Here is a 22,504-nt window from a genome sequence, read left to right on the forward strand (position 1 = left end):
CGGGTGCGGCGCGGGGTGCGGGTGGTCATCCGGCGGCGGGCCGCAGGGCGGCGGCCAGCGCCCCGCCGATCCGGGCCATCGGCTCCGGCTCGGTCATCTCGTAGTGGCCGCAGGGCACGGTGTGGTCGGTGAGCACGCCCCCGACGTACGGGCGCCAGCTGTCGGCCTTCCCGGTCGTCAGCGACAGGTCGGCCGGGTCGGCGGGGGCGCCCGCGTCCTCGGTGGCGCTGAAGAAGAGGACATCGCCGCGGAAGACCTCGGGGGCGAACCCACCCGCGAGGGCGAGGTTGTTGCGCATCACCCGGGCGATGGCCAGCGCCTCCTCGCGGGTCACCGGCGAGGGCCCGCGCTCCGCGCCGTCCTCGGCGATCAGCCGGACCACCTCGTCGACGTCCGCCCCGCCCGCGGGCATCTCCAGGCCCGCGACACGCACCAGCAGCGAGGCCACCTGGCGCTCGGTCGCGGCCGGGTCGGCGCTCTGGTCCTCGGTCAGCGGGGCGTCCAGCATCGCCAGCAACTCGACCTCCTCGCCCTGCCGTTGCAAGGCGGTGGCCATCGCGTGGGCGACGAACCCGCCGTACGACCAGCCCAGCAGCCGGTACGGACCCTGCGGCTGCACCTCGCGTACATGGGCGAGGTAGGAGTCGACCATGTCCTTGGCGTCGGCGGCCGGTTCCCGGGTGCCGTCCAGGCCGTGCGCCTGAATGCCGTAGACCGGCTGGCGGGCGCCGAGGTGGGGCAGCAGGCCGGTGTAGCGCCAGGCGATGCCCGCGCCCGGGTGGACACAGAACAGCGGGCGCTGGTCGCCGTCGGCGCGCAGCGGCAGCAGTGGGGCGAACGCGTCCCGCCCGGCCGCGCCGCCGCGCCCGGAGAGCGCGACGAGCCCGGCGACGGTGGGCGCCGACAGGAACGCGGCGGCCGGGACGTCCAGGACGCCCGCGCCGCGCATCCGGCCCGCCAGCAGCACGGCGCGCATCGAGTCGCCGCCCAGGTCGAAGTAGTTGTCGTGGACGCCGATGCCCTCGATGCCCAGGGCCTCCTCCCAGTGCTCCGTCACGGCGCGCTCCTGCGGGGTGCGCGGGGCGGTGTACTCGGTGGTCAGATACGGCCGCGGCGCTCGTCCGGAGCCGCTCTGCCCGTCCGTGTCGTCGTCCGCGCCGGCCGGCGCCTTGGCGCCCGGGGCGTCGATCCAGTGGCGTCGGCGGTCGAAGGCGTATCCCGGAAGCGGCACCCGGCGGGGCGCGCGCTCCTCGGCGGGGCCGGTGATGTCGGCGGGCACGCCCGCGCTCCACAGCCGCCCCAGCGCCTCCGCGAAGACCTGCCCGTCGGGGGTCGCGGCCTTGGCGTGGCGCATCGTGGGGACGGCGGCCGGCAGCGCGTCCCCGAGCCGGGCGGCGGCCAGCTTGGCGAGGCTGTCGCCCGGCCCGATCTCCACGAACACCGGGTTGCCGCGCTCCCAGAGGGAGGCGATGCCGTCGGCGAAGCGGACCGTGCGGCGGGTGTGGCCGATCCAGTGCTCGACGCTGGTGGCCTGCTCGTCGGTGACCCAAGTGCCCGTGACGTTGGTGACGTACGGAATCTTCGGCGCCCGCAGCGTCACGGTCCGCAGGACGTCCGCGAAGGCGGGCAGGATCGGGTCCAGGACGTGGGAGTGCGCCGCCGCCGGCAGCCGCAGCCGGCGGAAGGCGACGTCGTCCGCGAGCAGCCGTGCCTCCAGGGCCGCCACGGCCTTCTCGTGCCCCGCGACCGTGCAGGCGTAGGGCCCGTTGACGGCCGCCAGCGACAGGTCGTCGGTGAGGTAGGCGCGCAGGGGCTCCTCGCCGAGCGCGACCCCGACGGTGGCGCCCCCGGCCGAGGCGATCAGCCGGATCCGCTCCGCGACCAGCGGCAGCATCTCCTCGGGCGACATCACCCCGGCGAGCGTGGCCGCGGTGTACTCGCCCAGCGAGTGCCCGATGAGCGCGGCGGGCCGTACGCCGTGCTCCATCAGCGCGGTGGCCAGGGCGTATTCGGTGACCACCAGGGCCAGGAAGGCGTCCACACTGCCGGGTTCGGTCCGCTCGTACAGCGCCGTGCGCAGATCGCCGCCGGTCACGGGCCGCAGGATCGCCGCGCAGCGGTCGACGGCGTCCCGGTAGACCGGCAGTTCGCGGTAGAGCTCGGCGCCCATGCCGATGTACTGGGTGCCGCCGCCGGGCAGCAGGAACGCGACCGGCGGGGCGTCCTCGCCGCGCACCTCGGCGGGTGCCTGGAGCGGGTGCAGCAGGATCCGGGCCGCCTGCTCGGCGCTGCGCGCGGCCACCGCCGCCCGGTGGGGCATGGCGGGGCGGTCGGTGCGCAGGGTGTGGGCGACGTCCGCGAGGTCGAGGTCCGGGTGCGCGGTGAGATGGCGCCCGAGGTTGGCGGCCTGGCCGCGCAGCGCGCCGGGGGTGCGGGCGGAGAGCGGCAGCACGTGCCACCGCTCGCCCTCCTCGGGGCGCGGCGCGGGTGCGGGCGCGGCGGGCGGGGCCTCTTCCACGATCACATGGGCGTTGGTGCCGCCGACTCCGAAGGCGCTGACGGCCGCCCGGCGCGGCCCGGCCCCCGACTCCCACTCCTCCAGCGCGGTCGGCACCCGAAACGGGCTCGTCGCGAAGTCGATCAGCGGGTTGGGCTGCTCGAAGTGGAGGGTCGGCGGTATCTGCCGGTGCTCCAGAGCCAGCACGATCTTGATGAACCCGGCGATCCCGGCGGCCGCGCCCAGATGCCCGATGTTGCTCTTGACCGACCCCAGGGCGCAGAACCGCTCACGGTCGCTGCTCTCCCGGAACGCCCGGGTCAGGGCGGCCACTTCGATGGGGTCGCCGATCCGCGTGGCGGTGCCGTGGGCCTCCACATAGCCGATCGAGTCCGCGTCGACGCCCGCGGCGACCTGGGCGGCGAGCACCGCCTCCGTCTGGCCCTCGGTGCTGGGGGCGGTGAAACCGACCTTGCGGCGGCCGTCGTTGTTGATGGCCGAGCCCCGGATCACCGCGCGGATCCGGTCGCCGTCGGCCAGGGCGTCCTCCAGCCGCTTGAGGACGACCACGCCGACGCCGTCGCCCGAGGAGGTGCCCGCCGCGTCGGCGGCGAACGCCCGGCAGCGGCCGTCCGGCGAGAACGGCCCGTCGGGCACGTGCCGGTAGCCGAGCAGCGCCGACGGGTTGAGCGAGGCGGCCCCGGCCAGCGCCACGTCGCAGCGGAAGTCGAGCAGGTCCTGGCAGGCGGTGTGGATCGCGACGAGCGCGGTGGAGCACGCCGTCTGGAGGGAGATGCTGGGCCCGGTCAGCCCCAGCTCGTACGAGATACGGGTGGCCAGGGTGCCCAGTGAGTTGCTGGTGGCCGCGTGCACCAGGGCGACCGAGGCGCTCTGCCCGGCGAAGCGGGGGTGCACGTGCCCGGGGTAGTAGCGGCTGTCGCCCGCACCCGCGTACACCCCGACCTGGAGGTCGCCGTGCCCATCGGCGTATCCGGCCTCCTCCAGGGCGTGGTAGGCGCACTCCAGGAGCAGACGCTGCTGGGGGTCGACCACCTCGGCCTCGGCGGGGCTGTAGCCGAAGAACGCCGAGTCGAACCGGTCGATGCCCTCGACCACCGACGCCATCCGCACCAGATCGGGGTCGGTGAGTCCCTCGGGGTCGCCGCCCGCCGCCAGGTACTCCTCGTCGGTGATGGGCCGGATCGACTCCCGCCCGGCCGCCAGGTTCTCCCAGAACTCCTCGACGGTGTCGGCGCCGGGCAGCCGCGCCGCCATGGCGACGACCGCGATCGCCGTGTCGGGCCCGTACTCCTGCGTCTCATCCATCGTTGCGAGGTCCTTCGTGCTCGGTGTGCTCGGTGTTCGGGGCGGGACGGCGGGAGGCCCGCGCGGCGCGCTGGCGCTCGGCCCGCTGCCGTACGCGGTCGAGTCCGGACGGCGGGGCGCTCTGCGGCGGCGCCTCGGTGGGAGCGGCGCCGCCGACGCCGATGTCGGTGAGGTGGCGGGCCAGTGCCCGGACGCTGGGGTGGCTGAACAGGTCCACCACGCTCAGGTCGCAGCCCAGTTCCTCGTTGACCGCGCCCTGGGCGCGGACCAGCAGGAGGGAGTGGCCGCCGAGGTCGAAGAAGTTCTCCTCGACGCCGACCCGGTCGCGTTCCAGGACGCGGCACCAGACGGCGCTGAGGATCTTCTCCAGCCGGCGCAGCCCCTCGGCGGAGTCGTCGGCCTCACCCGCCGCCTCGGCGGTCGAGGAACCGGCCGCGCGCAGCACCCAGTCGCCGTCGGCCACGGCGGCGGTCCGCGCGGCGGCCGTGTACAGGGCCCCGAGGTCGGCGTCCTCCTCCAGGGCCACCCGGCCCGCGAGGCGGTGCAGCGGGCGCGGCGCCGACCGGACGTGGCCGCGCACCCAGGGCATGGCCCGGTCGGTGCCGATCAACAGGTGCGGCTCGTCCAGGGTGCGGGCCAGGTCGAAGGAGCGCAGCGCGGCGGAGGCGTCCAGGACGCGGTAACCGCGTGCCTCGGTCAGCGACTTGAGGCCGTAGCCCTCACTCATGCCGAGCTCGTCCCACATGCTCCAGGCCAGGCTCTGCGCGTCCAGACCGGCGCCGCGCTGGTGGGCGGCGAGGGCGTCGAGGAACGCGTTGGCGGCGGCGTAGGAGCTGCTCATGGAGCCGCCGAAGTAGCCGTTCACCGAGGAGAACGAGACGAACGAGCGGGCCCCGTGCTCCTGGGCGAGCCGGTGCAGCGTCCAGCCGCCGGTGACCTTCGCGGCGAGCGCCGCACGCCACTCGTCCAGGGTCAGATCGGCCACCGAGCGCTGCTCGAAGCGGCCCGCGAGGTGCACCACCCCGGCCAGCGGGGCGGACCAGGCCGCGCCCGCCTCCTCGACCGCGGCGCGCAGCGCGTCGAGGTCGGTGGTGTCGGCGCTCGCGTAGCGCACCTCGCCCAGCTCGCGCAGGCTCTTGAGGGTCTCGACGCGGCGGGCGAGCGGGCCGCCCTCGGCGAGGTGCTTGTCCCAGCTGTCCTCGTCGGGCAGCTGGGTGCGCCCGACCAGGAGCAGCCGGGTGCCCGGCGTCCTGAGCAGGTGTTCGGCGAGCCGGCCCGCGACGCCGCCGAGTCCGCCGCTGACGAGCTGGAACCCCTCGGCGGCGGGTGCGGGACGACGGGGCAGGGGAGCGGGCAGCGGCGCGAGGCGGCGGATCCAGCGCTGTCCGTCGCGGAAGGCCACCTCGGCGTCGGTCACCGGCGCGGCGGCCTCCGCGAGCAGCAGCTCGGCGCGCTCGCGCGGGCCGCCCCCGGCCGCCAGGTCCACCTGGACGGTGCTCAGCCAGGGCAGTTCCTCGCGCAGGCTCTTGAGGAGACCGCCGACAGCGCCGTGCGCGTACGAGGGCCGCTCGTCCGCGCCCACCGCCTGGCTCCGGACGGCCGCGAAGTGCAGGGCGACCCGGTGGCCCGGGGTGTGCTGGGCCGTCAGGGCCTGGGCGAGGCAGAGCAGGGCGTCGGCGCCGTCGCGTTGCGCCTCCAGCAGCTCGCCCGCGCTCTCCGGTTCACCGCTTCCCGCGCCGAGCGCGCCCAGGTGCAGGACGGTGTCGACGGGCCGGTCGTCCACCGCGAGGGAGTCGAGCAGACGCCCGTAGTCCTCGGTGGCGTCGATCCGTACGCGGTAGGTCGCCGCGTTGTCGCGGCCGAACTCCGGACCGGCCGTCACCACCGTGCACCGGGCCCCTTGTGCGCGCAGCAGCTCCGCGACGGCGGCGGCCACCTCGGCGCCCGGGGTGTGGCGCCCGGCCAGCACCAGGGTGTGCCCGTCGGGCCCGGCCGGGGCGTGGACGCGCTCGGCGCGCTGCCACACCGGGCGCAGGAACCAGTCGGGCACGGTCGCGGTGCTGCCGAGCAGGATCTCCGAGGCCTGTGCCACCTCGTCGAACTCGCCCGCCTCGAACCGCTTGCGCAGCTGGGTGCGCTGGATCTTGCCGATCTCCGTCTTGGGGATCACGGCCGCCGCGACCGGCATCAGATGCGCCGGGCTGATGCCGATCTCCCGGGTCACCTTGCCGCGGATGGCGCGCAGTGCCTGGGTGACGTCCGTGCCCTCCTCCAGGTGGAAGAAGAGCGCGAGCTCGTCGGTGCCGGCCGTCGGGTCGGTGCGCACCGCGCAGGCCGCCGTGAAGCTCCTTACCACGAAGGGGAGTTCCTCGACGCAGGACTCGATCTCGTGGCTGTAGTGGTTGACGCCGTTGACGATGATGACGTCCTTGGCACGGCCGGTGATGTAGAGCTCACCGGCGCGCAGGAAGGCCAGGTCGCCGGTCTCGAACCAGCCCTCGGGGGTGAACGACTCGGCGTTCGCCTTCTCGTTGTCGTGGTAGCCGTGGGTCACCGTGGTGCCGCGCACCTGGAGCCGCCCCGCGGTGCCCTCGGCGACGACACGGTCCTGGTCGTCCACGATCCGCATGGCGAAGCCCGGGTAGGGCAGCCCGCAGCTGACGAACGTCTCCTCGCCGGGCTGCGGCTCGGCCGCGAGGACCGTGTCGGTGACCACGGACGAGGTCTCCGACATGCCCCAGCACGGGTGCATGACGTCCTGCGGCAGCCCGAACGGCTTCATCACCTCCAGCCAGCGCCGGGCGGTCGCCGCGACGACGACCTCGCCCGCGTTCATCACCAGCCGCATCGGCGAGAGGTCCCAGGGCCGCCCGGCCATCCGGTGCGCCTGCTCGCTGACCAGGCCGAAGGCGAAGTTGGGCGCCCAGGTGACGCTGGCGCGGTGCCGGTGCGCCAGCTCCATCCAGCGCAGCGGGTCCTCCAGGATCCAGGAGGTCGGCGCGTGCACCTGCCGGCAGCCCAGATAGACGTCCCGCAGATGGAACATGACCACACCGGTGACGTGGTCCAGCGGGATCCAGTTGACCGAGACGTCGTGCTCGGTCAGGGAGTTGAGGGCGGCGGTGGCCGCGGCCCGGGTCAGCACGTTGCGGTGGGTGAGCCGCACGGCCTTGGGCAGCCCGGTGCTTCCCGAGGTGAGCAGCATCAGTGCCACGTCGTCGGGCCGCGCGGTGTGCCAGTCCTCGTCGAGCGGGCCCGCCCGCAGCGCGTCCGTGGTGGTCAGCCGCAGGCCCTGCCACTCCCGTCGCCGCGCCAGGTCGCGCAGCCCCGCCTCGCCGGACGCCGAAGTGATCATCCAGGGGCGGTGCAGCATCTCCCACACGCCCTCCAGCTTCGCCACGGGCGCCGACGCCGTCGCGTACGAGACGGGCACGGTCAGCGGCACGGTGACGAAGCCGCCAAGGAGGCAGCCCCACAGCGTGGCGAGGAAGTCCTCGGTGTCCTCGCACTGGAGGATCACCTGGTCACCCGGGCGCAGCCCGAGCTCCCGCAGACCGCCCAGGACGCGGGAGGCCTCCTCGACCAGCGAGGCGTAGTCGCGCCGGGTCTCGGTGCCGTCGGCCCGGACGTGGACGACCTCGGCGTGCGGGCCGCCCCCGGCCGCCCGCCGCAGCGCCTCGGCCCAACTGCCCACCGTGGGCTCGGGCAGCTCGGGGCCCTCGCTGAGCGCGGGCACGGCGGTGGCGGCGGTGGCGCCGGAGGTGTGCTCGGCGGCCTGCGTCCGCGCGCCCGAGGAGCCGATGTAGAGCCGACCTGTCGACTCGGTGGCCTCCTCCAGGGTCACCGTCGCCGAGCGGACGCCCGGCAGCCCGGTCAGAGCGCGCTCCCACCGCTCGGCGGCGTCGGTGTCGATGACGGGCAGCCGGCCGAGCGCCTCGGTGTCCAGGGTGCCGTCGGGGTTCCTGGGCAGGTCGCTGACGGCGGTGATCCGGGGCACCTCGGCGCCGGGGCGCCGCAGCGCCCGGGCCGCCTGTTCGGCCGCCGCGGCCCGGGTGGGCACGGCGAACACGGTGGGCCGCCCGTCCGCGCCCGGCACGGCCACGGCGTCGCGCAGATCGCCCCGGGCGAGGAGCTCGCTCTCCAGCTCCGCCGGGTCGAACGCGGTGTCCGCCACCTCGGCCCGTACCACGGGCTCCGGCGCGGGCAGGGCGCCCAGACGCACGCCCGGGTCGTCGGCCACGGCCGCCAGCACGGCGTGCAGCGCCCGCGCCGCGCTTTCCACGGTCGCGTGGTCGAACAGGTCGGCGGCGTACTCGACATGGCAGACGAGCCCGTCCCCGGAGCCGTCCTGGCCGCGCCGCTCCACCACGTCCACGAACAGGTCGAACTTGGCGGTCCCGGTGGCGCTGGGCCGCAGCGGCACCTCGTCGGCGCCGAGCCGCAGCACGGCCTCGGAGTTGTTCTGGAGGGCCAGCATGACCTGGAAGAGCGGGTGGCGGGCCGGGGTGCGCGGCGGGTTGAGCTCCTCCACCAGCCGGTCGAACGGCAGGTCCTGGTGGTCGTAGGCGGCCAGGTCGAAGTCCTTGACGCGCTCCAGCAGTTCGCGGAACTCGGGGTCGCCCGAGGTGTCGGTGCGCAGGACCAGGGAGTTGGCCATCAGGCCGATCAGATCGTCCAGCGCCTCGTCGGCGCGGCCCGCCACCGGGGTGCCGACGGGGATGTCCGTGCCCGCGCCCCAGCGGGTGAGCAGGGCGGCCAGGGCGCTCTGGAGCACCATGAACAGGCTGGCGCCGCTCTCGTCGGCGAGGCGCAGCAGGGCGCGGTGGAGCTCGGGGGCGACATCGAGGGCCAGATGGCCGCCCCGGCGGCCGGGGGCCGTGGGGCGCGGCCGGTCGGCGGGCAGCGCGATCTCCACCGGGAGGCCGTCGAGCGCCTCCTTCCAGAAGGCTAGCTGACGCCCACTCAGGCCGGGCCGGGTGCCGCTGCCTTCGAGCAGCTCGCGCTGCCAGAGGGTGTAGTCGGCGTACTGGACCGGCAGGGCGTCCCAGCCGGGGTCGCGGCCCTCGGCGCGGGCAGCGTACGCGGTGGAGAGGTCCTCGGCCAGCGGGCGCAGCGACCAGCCGTCGGCCGCACTGTGGTGCAGGACGATCACCAGCGTGCGCGCCGCCCCCGTCCCGTACAGACCGGCCCACAGCGGCTGGTCCCGGGTGAGGTCGAAGCGGCGCCCGCGAGCCAGCGCGACATACGCCCCGACCTCCTGCGCGGGGCAGTCGACGACGTGCAGCACCGGGCGCAGGGAGCCGGGCGCGGCTATCTCCTGGCGGGGGACGCCACCGGTCTCCGGGAGCAGGGTACGTAGGCTCTCGTGCCGGTCGGCCACATCGGCGAGGGCCGCGCGCAGCGCGTCCACGTCGACCTCCCGCTCCAGCGGGACCACCAGCGGGATGTTGTACGTGGCGGCCGCCCCGTCCAGCTGGTTGAGGAACCACATGCTCTGCTGGGTGGCCGAGAGCGGCACCGGGTCCGGCCGTTCGGCACGCGTCAGCGCCGGGCGGGCCGGCCGTCCGCCACCGGCCGTGACCCGGTCGGCGAGCGCCGCCGGGGTGGGCAGGGCGAAGAAGTCGGCCATGGACACCTCGGCGCCGGTGGCCGTGCGCAGCCGGGTCATCAGCCGGGTGGCGAGCAGCGAATGGCCGCCCAGGTCGAAGAAGTTGTCGTCGGCGCCGACCGTGCCCCGCGGCAGCCGCAGCAGCTCCTCGTAGAGGCCGCACACGAGTTTCTGGTCGGTGGTCGCCGGGGCCGTGCCGCCGGCCGCGGCGGCGAAGTCGGGGGCGGGCAGCGCCTTGGCGTCGAGCTTGCCGTTGGCGGTCAGCGGCAGCGCGTCCAGGACCACGCACGCGCTGGGCACCATGTGCTCGGGCAGCGACTGGGCCAGATGGGCGCGCAGTCCCGCCGGTTCGGGGCGCGAGCCCGGGGCGGGCACCACGTACGCCACGAGGATCCGGTCGGCGGCCCCCTCGGTCTCCCGGGCCACCACGGCGGCCCGCGCCACGTCCGGGTGGCCGACGAGCGCGGCCTCGATCTCGCCGGGCTCGATGCGGAAGCCGCGGATCTTCACCTGGTGGTCGGAGCGGCCCAGGTAGTCCAGAGTGCCGTCGGGCGCCCGCCGGGCCAGGTCGCCGGTGCGGTACATCCGCTCGCCCGGCGCGCCGAAGGGGTCGGCGACGAACCGTTCGGCGGTCAGCTCCGGGCGGCCGAGATAGCCGAGCGCGAGACCGGGACCGGCCACGTACATCTCGCCCACCCGGCCCGGCACCACCGGCTGGAGGCAGTGGTCGAGGACGTATACGCGCAGGTCGGGAAGCGGGACGCCGATGACGCTGCGGGCGCGCGGGTCCTCGATCAGCTCGCGGGTGACGCGCTGGTGGGTGACGTGGACGGTGGTCTCGGTGATGCCGTACATGTTGACGAGGGCGGGCGCCCGGTCGCCGTGCCGCTCCAGCCAGGGCCGCAGGTGCGCGGGCTCCAGCGCCTCGCCGCCGAACACCACATGGCGCAGGGCCAGGGGGCCGTCCTCGGCGCCGGCCTCCTGGTCGGCCTGGACGAGCTGCTGGAAGGCGGAGGGCGTCTGGTTGAGGACGGTGACGCCCTCGCGGCGCAGCAGCCGCAGGAAGTCGCGCGGGGAGCGGCCGGTGGCGTACGGGACGACGACGAGCCGGCCGCCGTGCAGCAGCGGCCCCCAGATCTCCCAGACGGAGAAGTCGAAGGCGTACGAGTGGAAGAGCGTCCAGACGTCGTCGGCGCCGAAGTCGAAGTGGGCGGCGGACGTCTCGAAGAGCCGCACCACGTTGGAGTGCGGGATCACCACGCCCTTGGGGCGTCCGGTGGAGCCCGAGGTGTGGATGATGTACGCGGGGTCGCCGGGGGTGAGCGGCGCCCGGCGCTCGGCGTCGGTGAGGTCGGTGTCCGGGCGCGCGGCCAGGTCGCCTTCGAGGTCCGGGTCCCCGAGGACGAGGGCGGCGGCGCCGGTCCGCGGCAGCGCGGGCGCGGTGGTCGCGTCGGTGACCAGCAGCGCGGGTGCGGCGTCCTCGGCCACCGCGCGGATGCGCTCGGCGGGGTAGCCGGGGTCCAGCGGCAGATACGCGGCGCCGGACTTGACCACCGCGAGCAGCGCGACCACCAGCTCCAGCGAGCGGGGCAGCGCCAGCGCCACCACCTCACCCGGCCCGGCGCCGCGCTCGACGAGCAGCCGGGCGATCCGGTTGGCGCGGGCGTTGAGCTCGGTGTACGTCAGCGAGGCGCCCTCGCAGGTGACGGCCACGGCGTGCGGGGTGCGGGCGGCCCGGTCCTCGAAGCGGGTGGCGAGCACGGCGTCGGGCGCGGTGCGCACGGGCTCGGCGGCGGTGTGCGCCGGGCTCTCGCCGGGGAGCAGCAGGTTCGTGCGGGCGAGCGGCAGGGCGGCGTCCGCCTCGGCGAGCTGGTCGAGCAGGCTCAGCAACCGCCGCTGGTGGTCCTCCAGTTCGGCCTCGGTGTACAGGGCGGGGTTGGCGTCGAAGGCGATCCACAGCCCCTCGCCGCCGGCGCCGGGCCGGACGTTGATCTGGAGGTCCTCCACGGCGCCGCCGGAGAGGTGGTGCGAGGTGGTGCGGTGGCCGCCGAAGGGCGGCTCCTCGTCGAACGGGACGAGGTTGACCACGGGCCCGTACAACCGCCGGGCGCCGCCGATGAGTTTGAGGTCGCGGCGCAGGTCCTCGGCCCGGTACTGCTGGTGCTTGCGGACATCGCGTAACTCCGCTGCGACGGCCGCCACCAGCTCCCCGGCCGTGGTGGCCGGGGTGACGGCGAGCCGCAGCGGCAGGATGTTGGACGCCGTGCCGGGGGTGCGCAGCGCGGTGGAGCCGAGCCGGCTCATGGTGGGCAGGCCGAGCACGACGTCCTGCTGGGCGGTGACGCGGTGCAGATAGGCGGCGACGGCCGCCACCAGCAGGTCGTTGCGGGCCCCGCCCAGCCGCGCCGCCGCGGTGGCGAGCCGCTCGGTGTCGGCGGCGGAGAGCAGGGTCGTACGGCGCAGGAAGGACGGTGAGGGCGCCGCGACGGCCTCGGTGAGTCCGGTGGCGCCGGTGAAGTCGGCGAACCTGCCGGTCCAGTGGGCGCGGTCGCGGGCGAAGCGGTCCGAGGCGCGGTAGGCCCTCTCCTCGTCGAGCAGCCTGCCGACCGGGGCGAAGGGGCTCTCGGGCACCTCGCGGCCGTCCGCGAGCGCCCCGTAGACCTCGGAAAGGCGCCGGGCGACCAGCTTGTAGCTGTAGCCGTCCAGCAGGATGTGGTGGGCCCGCAGGAACCAGAAGAAGCGGTCGGGGGCCACGGTGAACAGGGCGTGGGTGAACAGCGGGCCGTCGCCGAGGTCGGCCGCGGTCGCCATGTCGGCGCGTATCCATGCCTCGGCCGCCGCGCGCGGGTCCGCCTCGCCGCTGACGTCCACCCGTCGCAGCGGCCACTCCTGGTCCGCGCCCGGAGCGCAGCGGGGGCCGTCGGCGGTGTCGGTGAACCGCAGGGCGAAGGTGCCCGCCTCGCCGACCGTGCGGCGCAGCGCGGACTCGAAGAGCGCGGTGTCCACGGGGCCGTGGATCTCCACGTACTCGGCGGTGTTGTAGGCGGCGTTCGCGGGGTCGAGCCGCTGGGCGAACCAGAGTCCCTGCTGGGCTCCGGTCAGCGGGCTACTGGTGTCCTCCTGGACAGACATGGCACCAACCCTCATTAGACGTCTGTGAAATTCCCGGCACACGGAAAGGGCCGCTGGGCCCCGCTGGAAAGCCGTTGGGCAGGCGTGTGCGATCCGCTCACCGGTGAGCGGAATTGCCGGGGGAACGGAAGCAAGGAATGCGTCGCCGAAATGCCGCTGCGGGTGCGGAACTCCGGTGAGAGCAGGCGGTGCCGTGGTGGAGCGCCACCTTCCTCGGAACAGCAACCCTGCCCGAGGGGAAGTCTGCGGGTCAAGGGGATCATCCGCCGGGCGTGTCCTGCGTCGAAGCGACGAAATCCCTTGGATTGCAGGGTTCGAGGCCGCCCGATGTCATGTGCACGGCCGTATGTATCAGGCCAGCTTGCGGAGTTCACTTCACGTCAACGAACCGGCCATGCCACCGCGCGAGACCGTGCTGATGGCAAGTGCCCCCCTGATGAAAAGGCTGTATACGAGCGGTTCAGCGGGCTTGCCGAACGCCGATGTTGAGCCAAATTCGTCGGCGCGGAGAGGGAGATGGTTCCGTTCCGGTTAGCGTTCGGGGCACCCTGGGTATTGCCCCGACTGCGGCAGCCGGCCGTGTGTCGCAGAGGCTGAGGGATACGTCACTCCACGGTCCTCCGGGAAACCCTTGCGGCGCAATGGAATTGCGGCTTCACTGAAGCGCGATTCGGGATCCGCGCACCGGCCAATACGGCCGGGGCGCAATGGGAGAGGGTTCCGGGCACAATGCGTTCACCCTGCTCCGGGCGACCCGTACGGTCAGCCTTTTACGAGGCGGGGACAGGGCGCGGCCGGTCCCGGCGCAGCGCCGGGAAAGAAAGTCGAAAGGTCATGGGGATGCAGCGCAGGTTATGCCCGGTCGAGACGATCTACGTGGCACAGCGGAGCCGTGCCGTGCTCTCCTGCACCGTGCGCGGCGACCTCGACGAGAAGCTGTTCGCCGAGGCGTTCGCCGCCAAGGTCGCCGAACACCCCTCGCTGCGCTGCCGGATCGCCGTCGAGGACGGCGTGGCCGGGCTCCAGCCGCTGGCGGCGGACGAGGTGCCGACACTGCTGGTGCGCGACGGCGGACCCGACTCCTTCACCGAGGAGTTCAACACCCCGCTGCCCGTCGGCGGCCCTCTCGTGCGGGCCGTGCTGCTGCGGGGAGGCGACGAGCACACCGTGATGCTCAGCGTCGACCACACCATCACCGACGGCCACAGCGCCATCGCCCTCCAGAACGCCCTGTGGGAGACCTACACCGCGCTCGTCGGTGGACTCCCGGGCCGTGTGGGGGAGTACCGGGAGCAGTGGCCCAGGCCCATCTCCGAGCTGCTGCCGCCGGTCTCCGAGCAGGAGGCCGAGGAGTACTTCGCGCGCCGCGTCGAGCGGACCCGGCAGTCCCCCGTGGTCTGTCTGCCGTACGAGGCGGTGGACAGCGAACGCACCCCCGGGCAGCTCGAACTGGCCGTACAGCGGGTCCTGTTGGAGCCCGAGGAGACCGCGCGGCTGCTGAGCTTCGCCAAGTCCGAGGGCGTGTCGGTGCACGGCCTGGTCGCCGCCGCGGTCCTGACCGCCGTCCGCCGGCGCCTCGGCGGCGAGCCCGGGACGCGCAACCTCGGCTGTATGTCCCCGGTCGACCTGCGCTCCCGGCTCACCCCGCCGCTGGAGCGCGAGGTGCTGGTGCCCGCGGTCACCTCCTGTCTGGACGTGCTCGAAGTGGCGCACGACGCCGACCCGCTGGCCCTGGCCCGCCAGGTCACCGAGAACCTGCACACGGCCATCGAGCGCGGTGACTACCTCCAGGAGGTGCACCTGCTGCCCAAGGTCCCGCGGCACCCGGCGGTCCTCGCCACCAGCGTCATCGTGACCAACATGGGGCGGGTGTCGGGCCCGGTGACCCCGGCCGGTCTGGAAGTCACCGACGTACGCCTCGCTCCCGCCCGCGAGCATTACTTCCCCGAGGCCGGGCGCGGCCCGGTGATGGCGTGCGTGGTCTCCTTCGACGGCCGGCTCGGCATCGAACTGCCCTACAGCTCCGGGTGTTTCACGCACGAGCAGGTGGACGAGGTGCGCGGCGCCCTGCACACCGCCCTGCTCGCCTTCGCCGCCCGCGAGGGCGACGCCGAGGGCACGGTGGCGGTGCCCGCGTGACGGACGCGCGGCCGACGCCGCAGAGGTGCGTCACGCACCCGTCACGCACCTGTTCGAGCAGACCGAGTCCAGGAGTACTCCCGCGGTGACCACCATGAACGACACGCAGGCCCCCGTCACCACGGCCCTGCTGCCGCGCGCACAGGCCGGGGACGACCGGGCCATGAACGACATCCTCCTGCACATCGCCCCATTCGTCGGCCGGCTCTGTCTGCCCATCGCGCAGAGCCACAGCTCCGACGCCGCCCAGGAGGCCATGCTGGCCATATTCCGCGGTATACGGGGGCTGCGCGAACCCGAGGCGTTCTACGGCTGGGTCCGCGCGGTCACCGTACGGGAGGCGGTCCGCACCTCGAAGCGGCTCAGCCAGGGGCCCACCGACGACCTCACCGACCGGGCCCTGGACGGCAACCCCCTGGACACCGTGCACATCTCCGACGCCATGGACCGGCTGCCCGACCAGCACCGCCAGGTCCTGGTGCTGCGCGCGGTCTACGGCATGAACGAGGAGGAGATGGCCCGGACTCTGGCGCTCCCCGTCGGCACCGTCCGCTCCCGGCTGCACCGGGCCCGGCGCAACTTCCAGAACGCCTGGCACCAGCAGTCGGCGTGAGGCCTCGCGGCTCCTCTCTCGTCTCGCCGGAGGGTGAACGCCTCAGTCGGCCAGCGGGTAGCCGGTGGGCACGCCGGGGCCGGGGAAGTCGGGGTCGTCCTCGGCGCGCGGCAGCGGCCGGTGCCCCTCGGACCAGTCGTTGGTCCACCCGCACACACCACAGGCGTACCGGCCGTCGAGCCCGGCCACCCGCGTACCGCATTTGCGGCACTCGGCGTGGGTGATCTCCGGGGTGAACTCCGTCGCGGGGTCAGCAGCCGGGGCGCCGTGCACTCCACCAGGAGTGTCGCTGGTTGGTGAAGTGATCAACTACCTCTCCAGGTCTGCTAGGTTTTCGCTTCGCCGCCATCTGAGACGCGGCCAGTTCAGCACCATTTCCGGGGGAGCAAGACTCTTATGAAGCGTACTTTGGCATGCCTTGGCGCCTTCGCCGCCATCACCGTCGGCATGATCACGTCCGGCCCGTCGGCCCAGGCCGCCCTCTCCGGCTGCAACGACACGACCAAGTACTACGACACCGCGGGCTACTACACCGACATCCCGACGGTCGGCGTGCGCGGCACCTACTCGTGCGCCCTGCGCCGCGGCATGAAGAACGACGCCGTCTACGAGCTCCAGGTCACCCTGAGCGAGTGCTACGGCCAGAACACCGGCGGCTTCGACGGCGACTTCGGCACCAGCACCGAGACGGCCGTCCGCAACGTCCAGCGCGCCCTCGGCCTGTCCGCCGACGGTGTCTACGGCCCCAACACCCGTGACGCCATGCGGTGGGCCTGGCGCACCATGGCCGGCAACCACCGCTGCCTGCGGCTCTCCGAGGCCCCGGGCCCGCTCAGCACCCGCTGAGTGCCCCGCGGCCCGGGGGCCGTTCTCGGTCATCGTGCCGCGCCTGCCCCTGGGCCGCCGCCCGGCTCGCTAGGCTGCGGCTGCCGATGCGGTGTGGGTCTCAGGAGATGAGGCGCGATGGGGTGGTCGCTGGGCTGGGCGCGCATGGCGATGACCGGGATCGCCGCGGTGGGGATGGTCGTGGGCGGGGGTGCGCTCGCGCCCGGCGCCGCGCAAAGTGCGCCGGCCGTCGCCTACGGACGCTCGGTGGCGGTCGCCCCCGGTGTCTCCTACCGGAGCTTCACCGTCACCGCCTCGCACGGGCTGACACACGGTCACCTCGTCACGGCGGACCTGAGCAACCGGCACGTCAGGGTGGACCTGCTCACCCCGGGCGCGGTGGCCGCCCGGGCGAAGGTCACCGCGATGGCCGACGCCCGGGCCGCGGTCGCCGCCGTCAACGGGGACTTCTTCAACATAAGCGAGACCCAGCACCCCGGTGTGGAGGCCACCGGAGCCTCCTCGGGCCCGGCCATCGCCTCCGGCCGCCCGCTGAAGGCCGCCGTCCCCGACGGCCAGCGGTTCGGCCCCACCCTGCCGCCGGGCACCAGTGCCCGGGACGTCATCGGTGTCAACGCGGCGCACACCGGGCGCCTCGACCGCCTCACCCTGGAAGGAACGGTCGACACCCGCGAGGGGCGGCTGCGCCTCGACGGGCTCAACCAGTACGCCGTACCGGTGGACGGAATCGGTGCCTTCACCCCCAAGTGGGGCTCCGCCTCGCGCGCGCGGGCGGCGTGCGGGACCGACACCGCACGCGGTGCGCCGTGCACCCAGGACACCTATGAGGTGACGGTACGGCAGGGCCGCGTCGTCGACACCTCCGCCGTCCCGGGCGGGGGGCCGATCCCCGCGGGCACCTTCGTCCTGCTGGGGCGCGAGAAGGGGGCCGCCGCCCTGCGCGCCCTCCAGGTCGGCGACCGTGCGGGGCTCGGCTACCGGCTGCGCGGCCGCCGGGGCCCGCTGGCGTTCGCGGTGGGCGGTATGCCGGTGCTGCGGGCCCGCACACCCCTGGACGGCCTCGACGACCGCACGGCCGCCACCCGTACCGGCGCCGCGATCGGCGACCACGGACACCGCCTCTACCTCCTCGCCCTGAACGGCGCGGCCGAGACCGACTCCGGTCTCACGCTCGCCGAACTCGCCCGGCTGCTGCGGGACATGGGCGCCGACGACGGGGTCAACCTGGACGGCGGCGGCTCCACCACCCTGGCCACCCGCGCCCCGGGCGACCAGGGAGTGGTCGTACGCAACCGGCCGCCGGGCAGCTTCGAACGCGCGGTACCCAACGGCATCGGGGTGTTCACCCGACCCTGAGCGGGTTTCACGGACCACACGGAGACCCAAACGGGGACCCCCACGGGGACACACCCCGGGACGCACACGCCCACGATTGAACGGTCCGTCAGCGGCTGACGTAACAACGCGCAAGACACCTAAGGGAGTCGATCGCGTCACTCGTTGCCGAGGAGGGAGTCTTCTTGTGAACTGGCGAAAGCGTGCGGCCTGCCGTACGGAGGACCCGGAGCTGTTCTTCCCGACGTACAACAGGCGATTCGCGGACCAGCAGCTGGCACAGGCCAAGGCGGTCTGCCACAGATGCCCGGTGACCACCGCCTGCCTCCAGTGGGCTCTCTCGAACAACGAGAAGCGCGGGGTGTGGGGCGGGCTCAGCGAGAGCGAACTGCGCAGGCTGAAGCGGATCTCGATGCGGTTGGACGTCGCCTGACGACCGGGGCGGGCGGACGCGGCCGACCGGGACGGCAGGGGCCGGCCGGCTGAACGCCCGGGGGCGCGGCGCCGTATCAAGCGGGCAGTACGTGTCGCGCCCGAGGAGGAGAGCCCGTGCCTTTTCGCCGTCTTCGCCGTCTCCACCCGTTCGGCCGTCCCAGCCGCCGGCTCCGGGGGACGGCCATATGGCTGCTCGTCGCGGTGGTGGCGGGTGGACTCGCGTACACCGTCACCAAGAACTCCACCGGGCCGCAAGGCGGTTCCGGCTCGATCGGGTCCACCGGTCCGGCCGGGGCCGCCCGCGGCGCCGCCCCGGGGCGCACACCGGACGGGTGGCGGGACTGGAGCGTGGGGCGCTGGCTGCGGGGTGCGGCGGACTTCGTCAACCCGGTGGTCGACGGGCTGTGGGGGCCGGAGCGGATGGCCGGAGCCACCGAGGCCGAGCGCTCCTTCGACGGCCGCGAGATGCCCCGGGGGGTCTCCGACCCCGAGCCGGACGCCGTGCCCGCCCGGCCCGTCGCCCGCCCGTACGGCGAGCAGGCGCCCACGGCGGGCCGGCTCTTCTTCGACACCCCCAAGGGCCCGGCCGCCTGCTCCGGCACCGTCGTACGCGACCCCGCCCACCCCGGACGCTCCAACCTGGTGTGGACCGCCGGGCACTGCGTCCACTCCGGCAAGGACGGCGGCTGGCTGAGGAACATCGTCTTCGTCCCCGGCTTCGACAAGCGGGGCCCGGCCCCGCTGGGCGGACGCGACACCGCGGCGCCGCTGGGGATCTGGTGGGCCGACTGGGCGCAGACCTCCCAGCAGTGGATCGACCACGGCACCTCCAGCGCGGGCGCGGGCGCGGCCTTCGACTTCGCCGTGCTCCACGTACGGCAGGCGGTGGGAGCGAGGCAGTCGCTGGAGGAGACGGCCGGGGCGGCGGCGGAGGTCGGCTTCGACGCCGAACTCACCGGCTCACGGGGTCCGGTCGACGTCGTGGGGTATCCGGCGGGCCGCCCCTTCGACGGCTCGTCGCTCTTCCACTGCGCCGACCGCCCCGGGTCGTTCTCGGTCGCGGCCGACCAGCCGGACATGTACCGGATGGGCTGCACGATGACCGAGGGCTCGTCCGGGGGCGGTTGGCTGGTGCGCCGGGGGGACGGCGGGCTGGTGCTCGTCTCCAACACCTCGCTCGGCTCCCGCCCGGCCGCGTGGCTCGCGGGTCCGCATCTGGGAGCGGACGCCCGTCGCGTACTGACGAACGTGAGCCGGCGGTTCGCGGGCGGGTGACCGGCGTGTGCGGAGCCGGAGGTTCGCGGGCAGGTGACCGGCGTGTGCGGGGGGACTTCACGTTTGCTGCTCTCCCATCAGAAATGTTCTTTCGCAATCCCGGTGAACACCACACGCGTCTCGTCCGTACCTAGGACTGCACACCTTCCGCCGATCGCGATCGGCTACGGAACACATCCCAGGAGGCGGCGAGTTGACTCACAGGCGCATACCCAAGCGGCGGGCGGTCATGGCAGGAGCGGGGGCCGCGGGCCTCATCGCGGCGGCCGTACTGCTCCCACGTGCGAACGCGTCACAGGCGCAGGGCGAGCCCCCGCCGGGGGCCGCGGCCGGAAAGGTGAACGCACCCTCGGCGGCAGCCGCGGTGCGGACCCTCGCCCAGCAGCTCGGCGACGCCTTCGCGGGCTCGTACTACGACGCCGACAAGAAGCAGTTCGTCGTGAACATCGCCGGTAACGACAGCAACGCGAGCGCCCGGGTGAAGAAGGCCGGGGCGGTGCCGCGCGCGGTCCGCAACAGCGCGGCCGAGCTGCGCTCCGCGGCCCACACCCTCGCCCGGACGGCGACCATCCCCGGCACCGCCTGGGCCGTCGACCCCCGGACCAACCGCGTCGTGGTCTCGGCGGACCGGACGGTGAAGGGCGCGCAGTGGAGCAGACTGGAGAAGGCCGTACGGTCCCTCGGCGCGGACACCGCCCGGATAAAGAAGTCCCCCGGGCAGTTCAAGGCGTTCAGCGAGGGCGGTGACGCCATCTTCGGCGGCGGCGCGCGCTGCTCCCTCGGATTCAACGTCACGACGCAGGACGGCAAACCGGGGTTCCTCACGGCGGGCCACTGCGGTGTCGCGGCCAAGCAGTGGTCCCTGAGCGCGAACGGGGCGCCCGCCGCCACCGTCCAGAAGGCGACCTTCCCCGGCAACGGCGACTTCTCCCTGCTCACCTACGACGACGCCGCCACACAGGCGCCCAGCGCGGTCGACACGGGGGGAGGCAGGCTGGTGCAGATCACGGGGGCGGCCGACGCCGCCGTGGGCGGCCGCGTACTGCGCATGGGCAGCACCACCGGTCTGCACGACGGCAAGGTCACCGGCCTCGACGCCACGGTCAACTACCCCGAGGGTACGGTCACCGGGCTCATCCAGACCGATGTGTGCGCCGAACCGGGCGACAGCGGCGGCTCGTTGTTCACCGCCGACGGCAGCGCGGTCGGACTCACCTCCGGTGGCAGCGGCAACTGCAAGGCGGGTGGCGAGACGTTCTTCCAGCCCGTGACGACCGCACTGGCGGCCACCGGGGCGACGATCGGGGCGGGAGGGCAAGGTCAGGGCCAGGGGCAGGGGCAGGGCCAGAACCAGGGCCAGGACCAGGGCCAGGACCAGGGCCAAGGGCAGGTATCCGGTGGTTCGGGTGGTGACGGTGGCTCGGGCGGTGGCGCCGGTGACGCGGGTGCGTCCGGGAGCGCGGGTGGATCCGGCGACGGCGACGGCGGCGGAGACGGGGGCGCCAATGCGTCCGGGGGCGCAGGTGGCTCCGGTGGCTCCGGCGGTGGGGACGGTTGGGGGCAGCCCGGGGGCGGGGTGATCTCGATGGAGCCCCCGGTCGGCTACGGCCGACAGTGAGCGAGTTCGGCTGAGAGCAGCTCGACGGCCGGTGGTCCCGACGGACGACGGCCGGGTTGTTCCCACGGACGTGGCCACCCCGTCGCAGGTGCGTCGGCACCCGGGGTGGCCACGGTCGCGGTGGGCGCGCGGTCCCGTCAGGCGGTCGCGGGAGCGGGAGTGGCCGCGGCAGCCGTGGCGGGGGCGTCCACGGCTTCGGCGGCGGGCGCCTCGGACTTCCCGGCCGGAGCCGTGGCGCGCAGCGCCGTGTAGAAGACCGAGCCCTGCTTGCGCTCGCGCTCCAACTCACCCTTGGCGACGAGCGCTTCGAGGGTGTTGCGGACCACCTGCGGGCTGGTCTTGCGGTCCGGATGGACGGTCGTCAGCTCGGTGAGGACGTCGGCGACCGTACGCGGCTCCTGGTGGCCCGCGAAGAGGCCGAGCACCAGCTCACGCAGGGTGGGTCCACTGCTCTCCGCGCTCTTGTCCGCGGACTTCTTGGCCGGGGCGGAAGCCTTCTTGGGGCTCGCCTTGGCTCCCTTTGTCGCGGTGGCCTGCGCGGTCGCCTTGGTCTCCTTCGCCTCCTTGACCTCCGGCTTCTGGGCCCGGGGCTTACGGGGCTTGGGCACCGCGGCGGGGGTGGGTGTGGTCGCGGGTGCCGCTTCGGGGGCCGGTGTCTTGGCCGTGGGCTGCGCTGCGGTGGTGCGCTTGCGTGTCGCCGTCGCCGGGGTGGTTGCCGCCGACGCCTGCGCCACCGCGGCGGCGTTGCTGCCGAGGGTGTGCTGCATGGTTTGCAGCAGACCGTGATCCCGCTCCAGGGACTCCAGTCGGTCCTTCAGTGCGTCGAGTTCCGCGCGGATGCGTGCCTGGTCCTGCTGGTTGGCCTCCAGGTCGGCGGTGACGCGCGCCGCGTACTGGTCCTTGAGTGTGGTGAAGTCCGGCTCGTCCGCCATGAGAATTCGCTTTCCTCGTGCTGGATGTTGCCGCCGGATGCTACCCATCTCTGCGGCAACAGCACAGGTGAGTGCGCACAAGATTCACACGTTGGAGACACCACAGGCCATAAAACGTTGTTTCCCGGCAGGGGGTTGGTCGGGGTTGTCGGCCCTGGGGGCGTGCGGCGCGAACACTTTTCCGCCGTGCGCTCCCGTGCGCCGTACCCGAGGGGGAAACGAAGCCGTGGGGCCAGGACGTCAAACAAGTACACCCGAAGGGGGACGGTCTGGGGAGGCCGTGCGGTTACGAGGGGGACGCTGTGGGACGCAGGCGGAAGACGTGCGGATTACCGATGGTGTCGCTGACGGCGGTGCTGACGGCGGTGCTGTCGGTGGTGTTGCTCGTGGGCACGGCGGTGCCGAGCTTCGCGGAGGGTGTGACGGGTGCTGCGCCGAGGGCGACCGGGGTGGTGGCCGCGAAGGTGCTCGCGCCGGGCCCGTCGCCCTCCGCCTCGGGTTCCGCGCCCTCCAAGTCCAAGGCAGAGCCGTCACCTTCGAAGATCTCGCCCTCGAAGAGCTCGCCGCCGTCGGAGGTGGACCCGACGTCGAAGCCGAGCTCGTCGAAGCCGTCGTCGCCGAAGCCGTCACCGACGAAACCCAGTCCTTCGAAGCCGCAGTCGGCCGAGCCCTCGGCACGCCCGAGCACACCGGTGCCCACCACCCCGACGACTCCCACGACTCCGCCCCACCCCGTCGTGCGTCCGAC

At 73.8% G+C, this 22,504-nt stretch carries 12 protein-coding genes; 7 read left to right on the forward strand and 5 right to left on the reverse strand.

Annotation, left to right across the window (positions count from 1 at the left end):
- Window positions 1-25 precede the first annotated feature (25 nt).
- Together ABD236_RS06520 and ABD236_RS06525 are read right to left on the reverse strand one after the other, a co-directional pair.
- A complete protein-coding gene (locus tag ABD236_RS06520) occupies window positions 26-3,823 on the reverse strand; it encodes a type I polyketide synthase (RefSeq protein WP_344071090.1) in 3,798 nt (1,265 codons plus the stop codon).
- On the reverse strand, window positions 3,816-12,563 hold the full coding sequence (locus ABD236_RS06525) for an amino acid adenylation domain-containing protein (RefSeq protein ID WP_344071092.1): 8,748 nt from the start codon (window positions 12,561-12,563) through the stop codon (window positions 3,816-3,818). The genes ABD236_RS06520 and ABD236_RS06525 overlap by 8 nt, the downstream gene beginning before the upstream one ends.
- An 834-nt stretch (window positions 12,564-13,397) precedes the next feature.
- Between ABD236_RS06525 and ABD236_RS06530 the strand changes: the two genes are divergently transcribed.
- Window positions 13,398-14,702, forward strand: a complete 1,305-nt coding sequence (locus ABD236_RS06530; protein WP_344071094.1) for a phthiocerol/phthiodiolone dimycocerosyl transferase family protein — start codon at window positions 13,398-13,400, stop codon at window positions 14,700-14,702.
- An 85-nt stretch (window positions 14,703-14,787) separates the two neighbouring features.
- A complete protein-coding gene (locus tag ABD236_RS06535) occupies window positions 14,788-15,315 on the forward strand; it encodes an RNA polymerase sigma factor (protein WP_344071096.1) in 528 nt (175 codons plus the stop codon).
- Window positions 15,316-15,357: 42 nt separating this feature from the next.
- On the opposite strand, the gene ABD236_RS06540 is transcribed toward ABD236_RS06535, so the two are convergent.
- On the reverse strand, window positions 15,358-15,624 hold the full coding sequence (locus ABD236_RS06540; protein WP_425543823.1) for a hypothetical protein: 267 nt from the start codon (window positions 15,622-15,624) through the stop codon (window positions 15,358-15,360).
- Between the two features lie 87 nt (window positions 15,625-15,711).
- On the opposite strand from ABD236_RS06540, the gene ABD236_RS06545 reads away from it, so the two are divergent.
- The 5 genes from ABD236_RS06545 (at window position 15,712) to ABD236_RS06565 (ending at window position 20,824) form a co-directional block, all read left to right on the forward strand.
- The gene (locus ABD236_RS06545) at window positions 15,712-16,161 is read left to right on the forward strand and encodes a peptidoglycan-binding domain-containing protein (RefSeq protein ID WP_344071098.1); all 450 of its coding nucleotides are present in this window, start codon (window positions 15,712-15,714) and stop codon (window positions 16,159-16,161) included.
- A 117-nt stretch (window positions 16,162-16,278) separates the two neighbouring features.
- Window positions 16,279-17,517 carry a phosphodiester glycosidase family protein gene (locus ABD236_RS06550; protein WP_425543824.1) on the forward strand — a complete coding sequence of 413 codons (1,239 nt, stop codon included), beginning with the start codon at window positions 16,279-16,281 and terminating at the stop codon, window positions 17,515-17,517.
- A 166-nt stretch (window positions 17,518-17,683) separates the two neighbouring features.
- Window positions 17,684-17,929, forward strand: coding sequence for a WhiB family transcriptional regulator (locus tag ABD236_RS06555; RefSeq protein ID WP_344071100.1), 246 nt, complete (start codon window positions 17,684-17,686; stop codon window positions 17,927-17,929).
- 116 nt (window positions 17,930-18,045) lie between these two features.
- Window positions 18,046-19,206, forward strand: a complete 1,161-nt coding sequence (locus tag ABD236_RS06560) for a trypsin-like serine peptidase (protein ID WP_344071103.1) — start codon at window positions 18,046-18,048, stop codon at window positions 19,204-19,206.
- A gap of 229 nt (window positions 19,207-19,435) precedes the next feature.
- Window positions 19,436-20,824, forward strand: a complete 1,389-nt coding sequence (locus ABD236_RS06565) for a S1 family peptidase (protein ID WP_344071105.1) — start codon at window positions 19,436-19,438, stop codon at window positions 20,822-20,824.
- A gap of 137 nt (window positions 20,825-20,961) precedes the next feature.
- Here ABD236_RS06565 and ABD236_RS06570 read toward each other — a convergent pair whose 3' ends face one another.
- Both ABD236_RS06570 and ABD236_RS06575 read right to left on the reverse strand, forming a co-directional pair.
- Window positions 20,962-21,756 (reverse strand): hypothetical protein, encoded by a 795-nt coding sequence (locus tag ABD236_RS06570; RefSeq protein ID WP_344071107.1) that lies wholly within the window; start codon window positions 21,754-21,756, stop codon window positions 20,962-20,964.
- Between the two features lie 286 nt (window positions 21,757-22,042).
- Window positions 22,043-22,474 carry a hypothetical protein gene (locus ABD236_RS06575; RefSeq protein ID WP_344071110.1) on the reverse strand — a complete coding sequence of 144 codons (432 nt, stop codon included), beginning with the start codon at window positions 22,472-22,474 and terminating at the stop codon, window positions 22,043-22,045.
- Between the last annotated feature and the right edge of the window lie 30 nt (window positions 22,475-22,504).

The organism is Streptomyces crystallinus, assembly GCF_039521265.1.
GTDB classification, from domain to species: Bacteria; Actinomycetota; Actinomycetes; order Streptomycetales; family Streptomycetaceae; genus Streptomyces; species Streptomyces crystallinus.

Bases quoted from the DNA above. Each gene is read 5' to 3' on its own strand.
- ABD236_RS06550 (WP_425543824.1), top strand. From the start codon at position 16,279: ATGGGGTGGTCGCTGGGCTGGGCGCGCATGGCGATGACCGGGATCGCC.
- ABD236_RS06530 (WP_344071094.1), top strand. From the start codon at position 13,398: ATGGGGATGCAGCGCAGGTTATGCCCGGTCGAGACGATCTACGTGGCA.
- ABD236_RS06520 (WP_344071090.1), bottom strand. From the start codon at position 3,823: ATGGATGAGACGCAGGAGTACGGGCCCGACACGGCGATCGCGGTCGTC.
- ABD236_RS06545 (WP_344071098.1), top strand. From the start codon at position 15,712: ATGAAGCGTACTTTGGCATGCCTTGGCGCCTTCGCCGCCATCACCGTC.
- ABD236_RS06570 (WP_344071107.1), bottom strand. From the start codon at position 21,756: ATGGCGGACGAGCCGGACTTCACCACACTCAAGGACCAGTACGCGGCG.
- ABD236_RS06525 (WP_344071092.1), bottom strand. From the start codon at position 12,563: ATGTCTGTCCAGGAGGACACCAGTAGCCCGCTGACCGGAGCCCAGCAG.
- ABD236_RS06565 (WP_344071105.1), top strand. From the start codon at position 19,436: ATGGCAGGAGCGGGGGCCGCGGGCCTCATCGCGGCGGCCGTACTGCTC.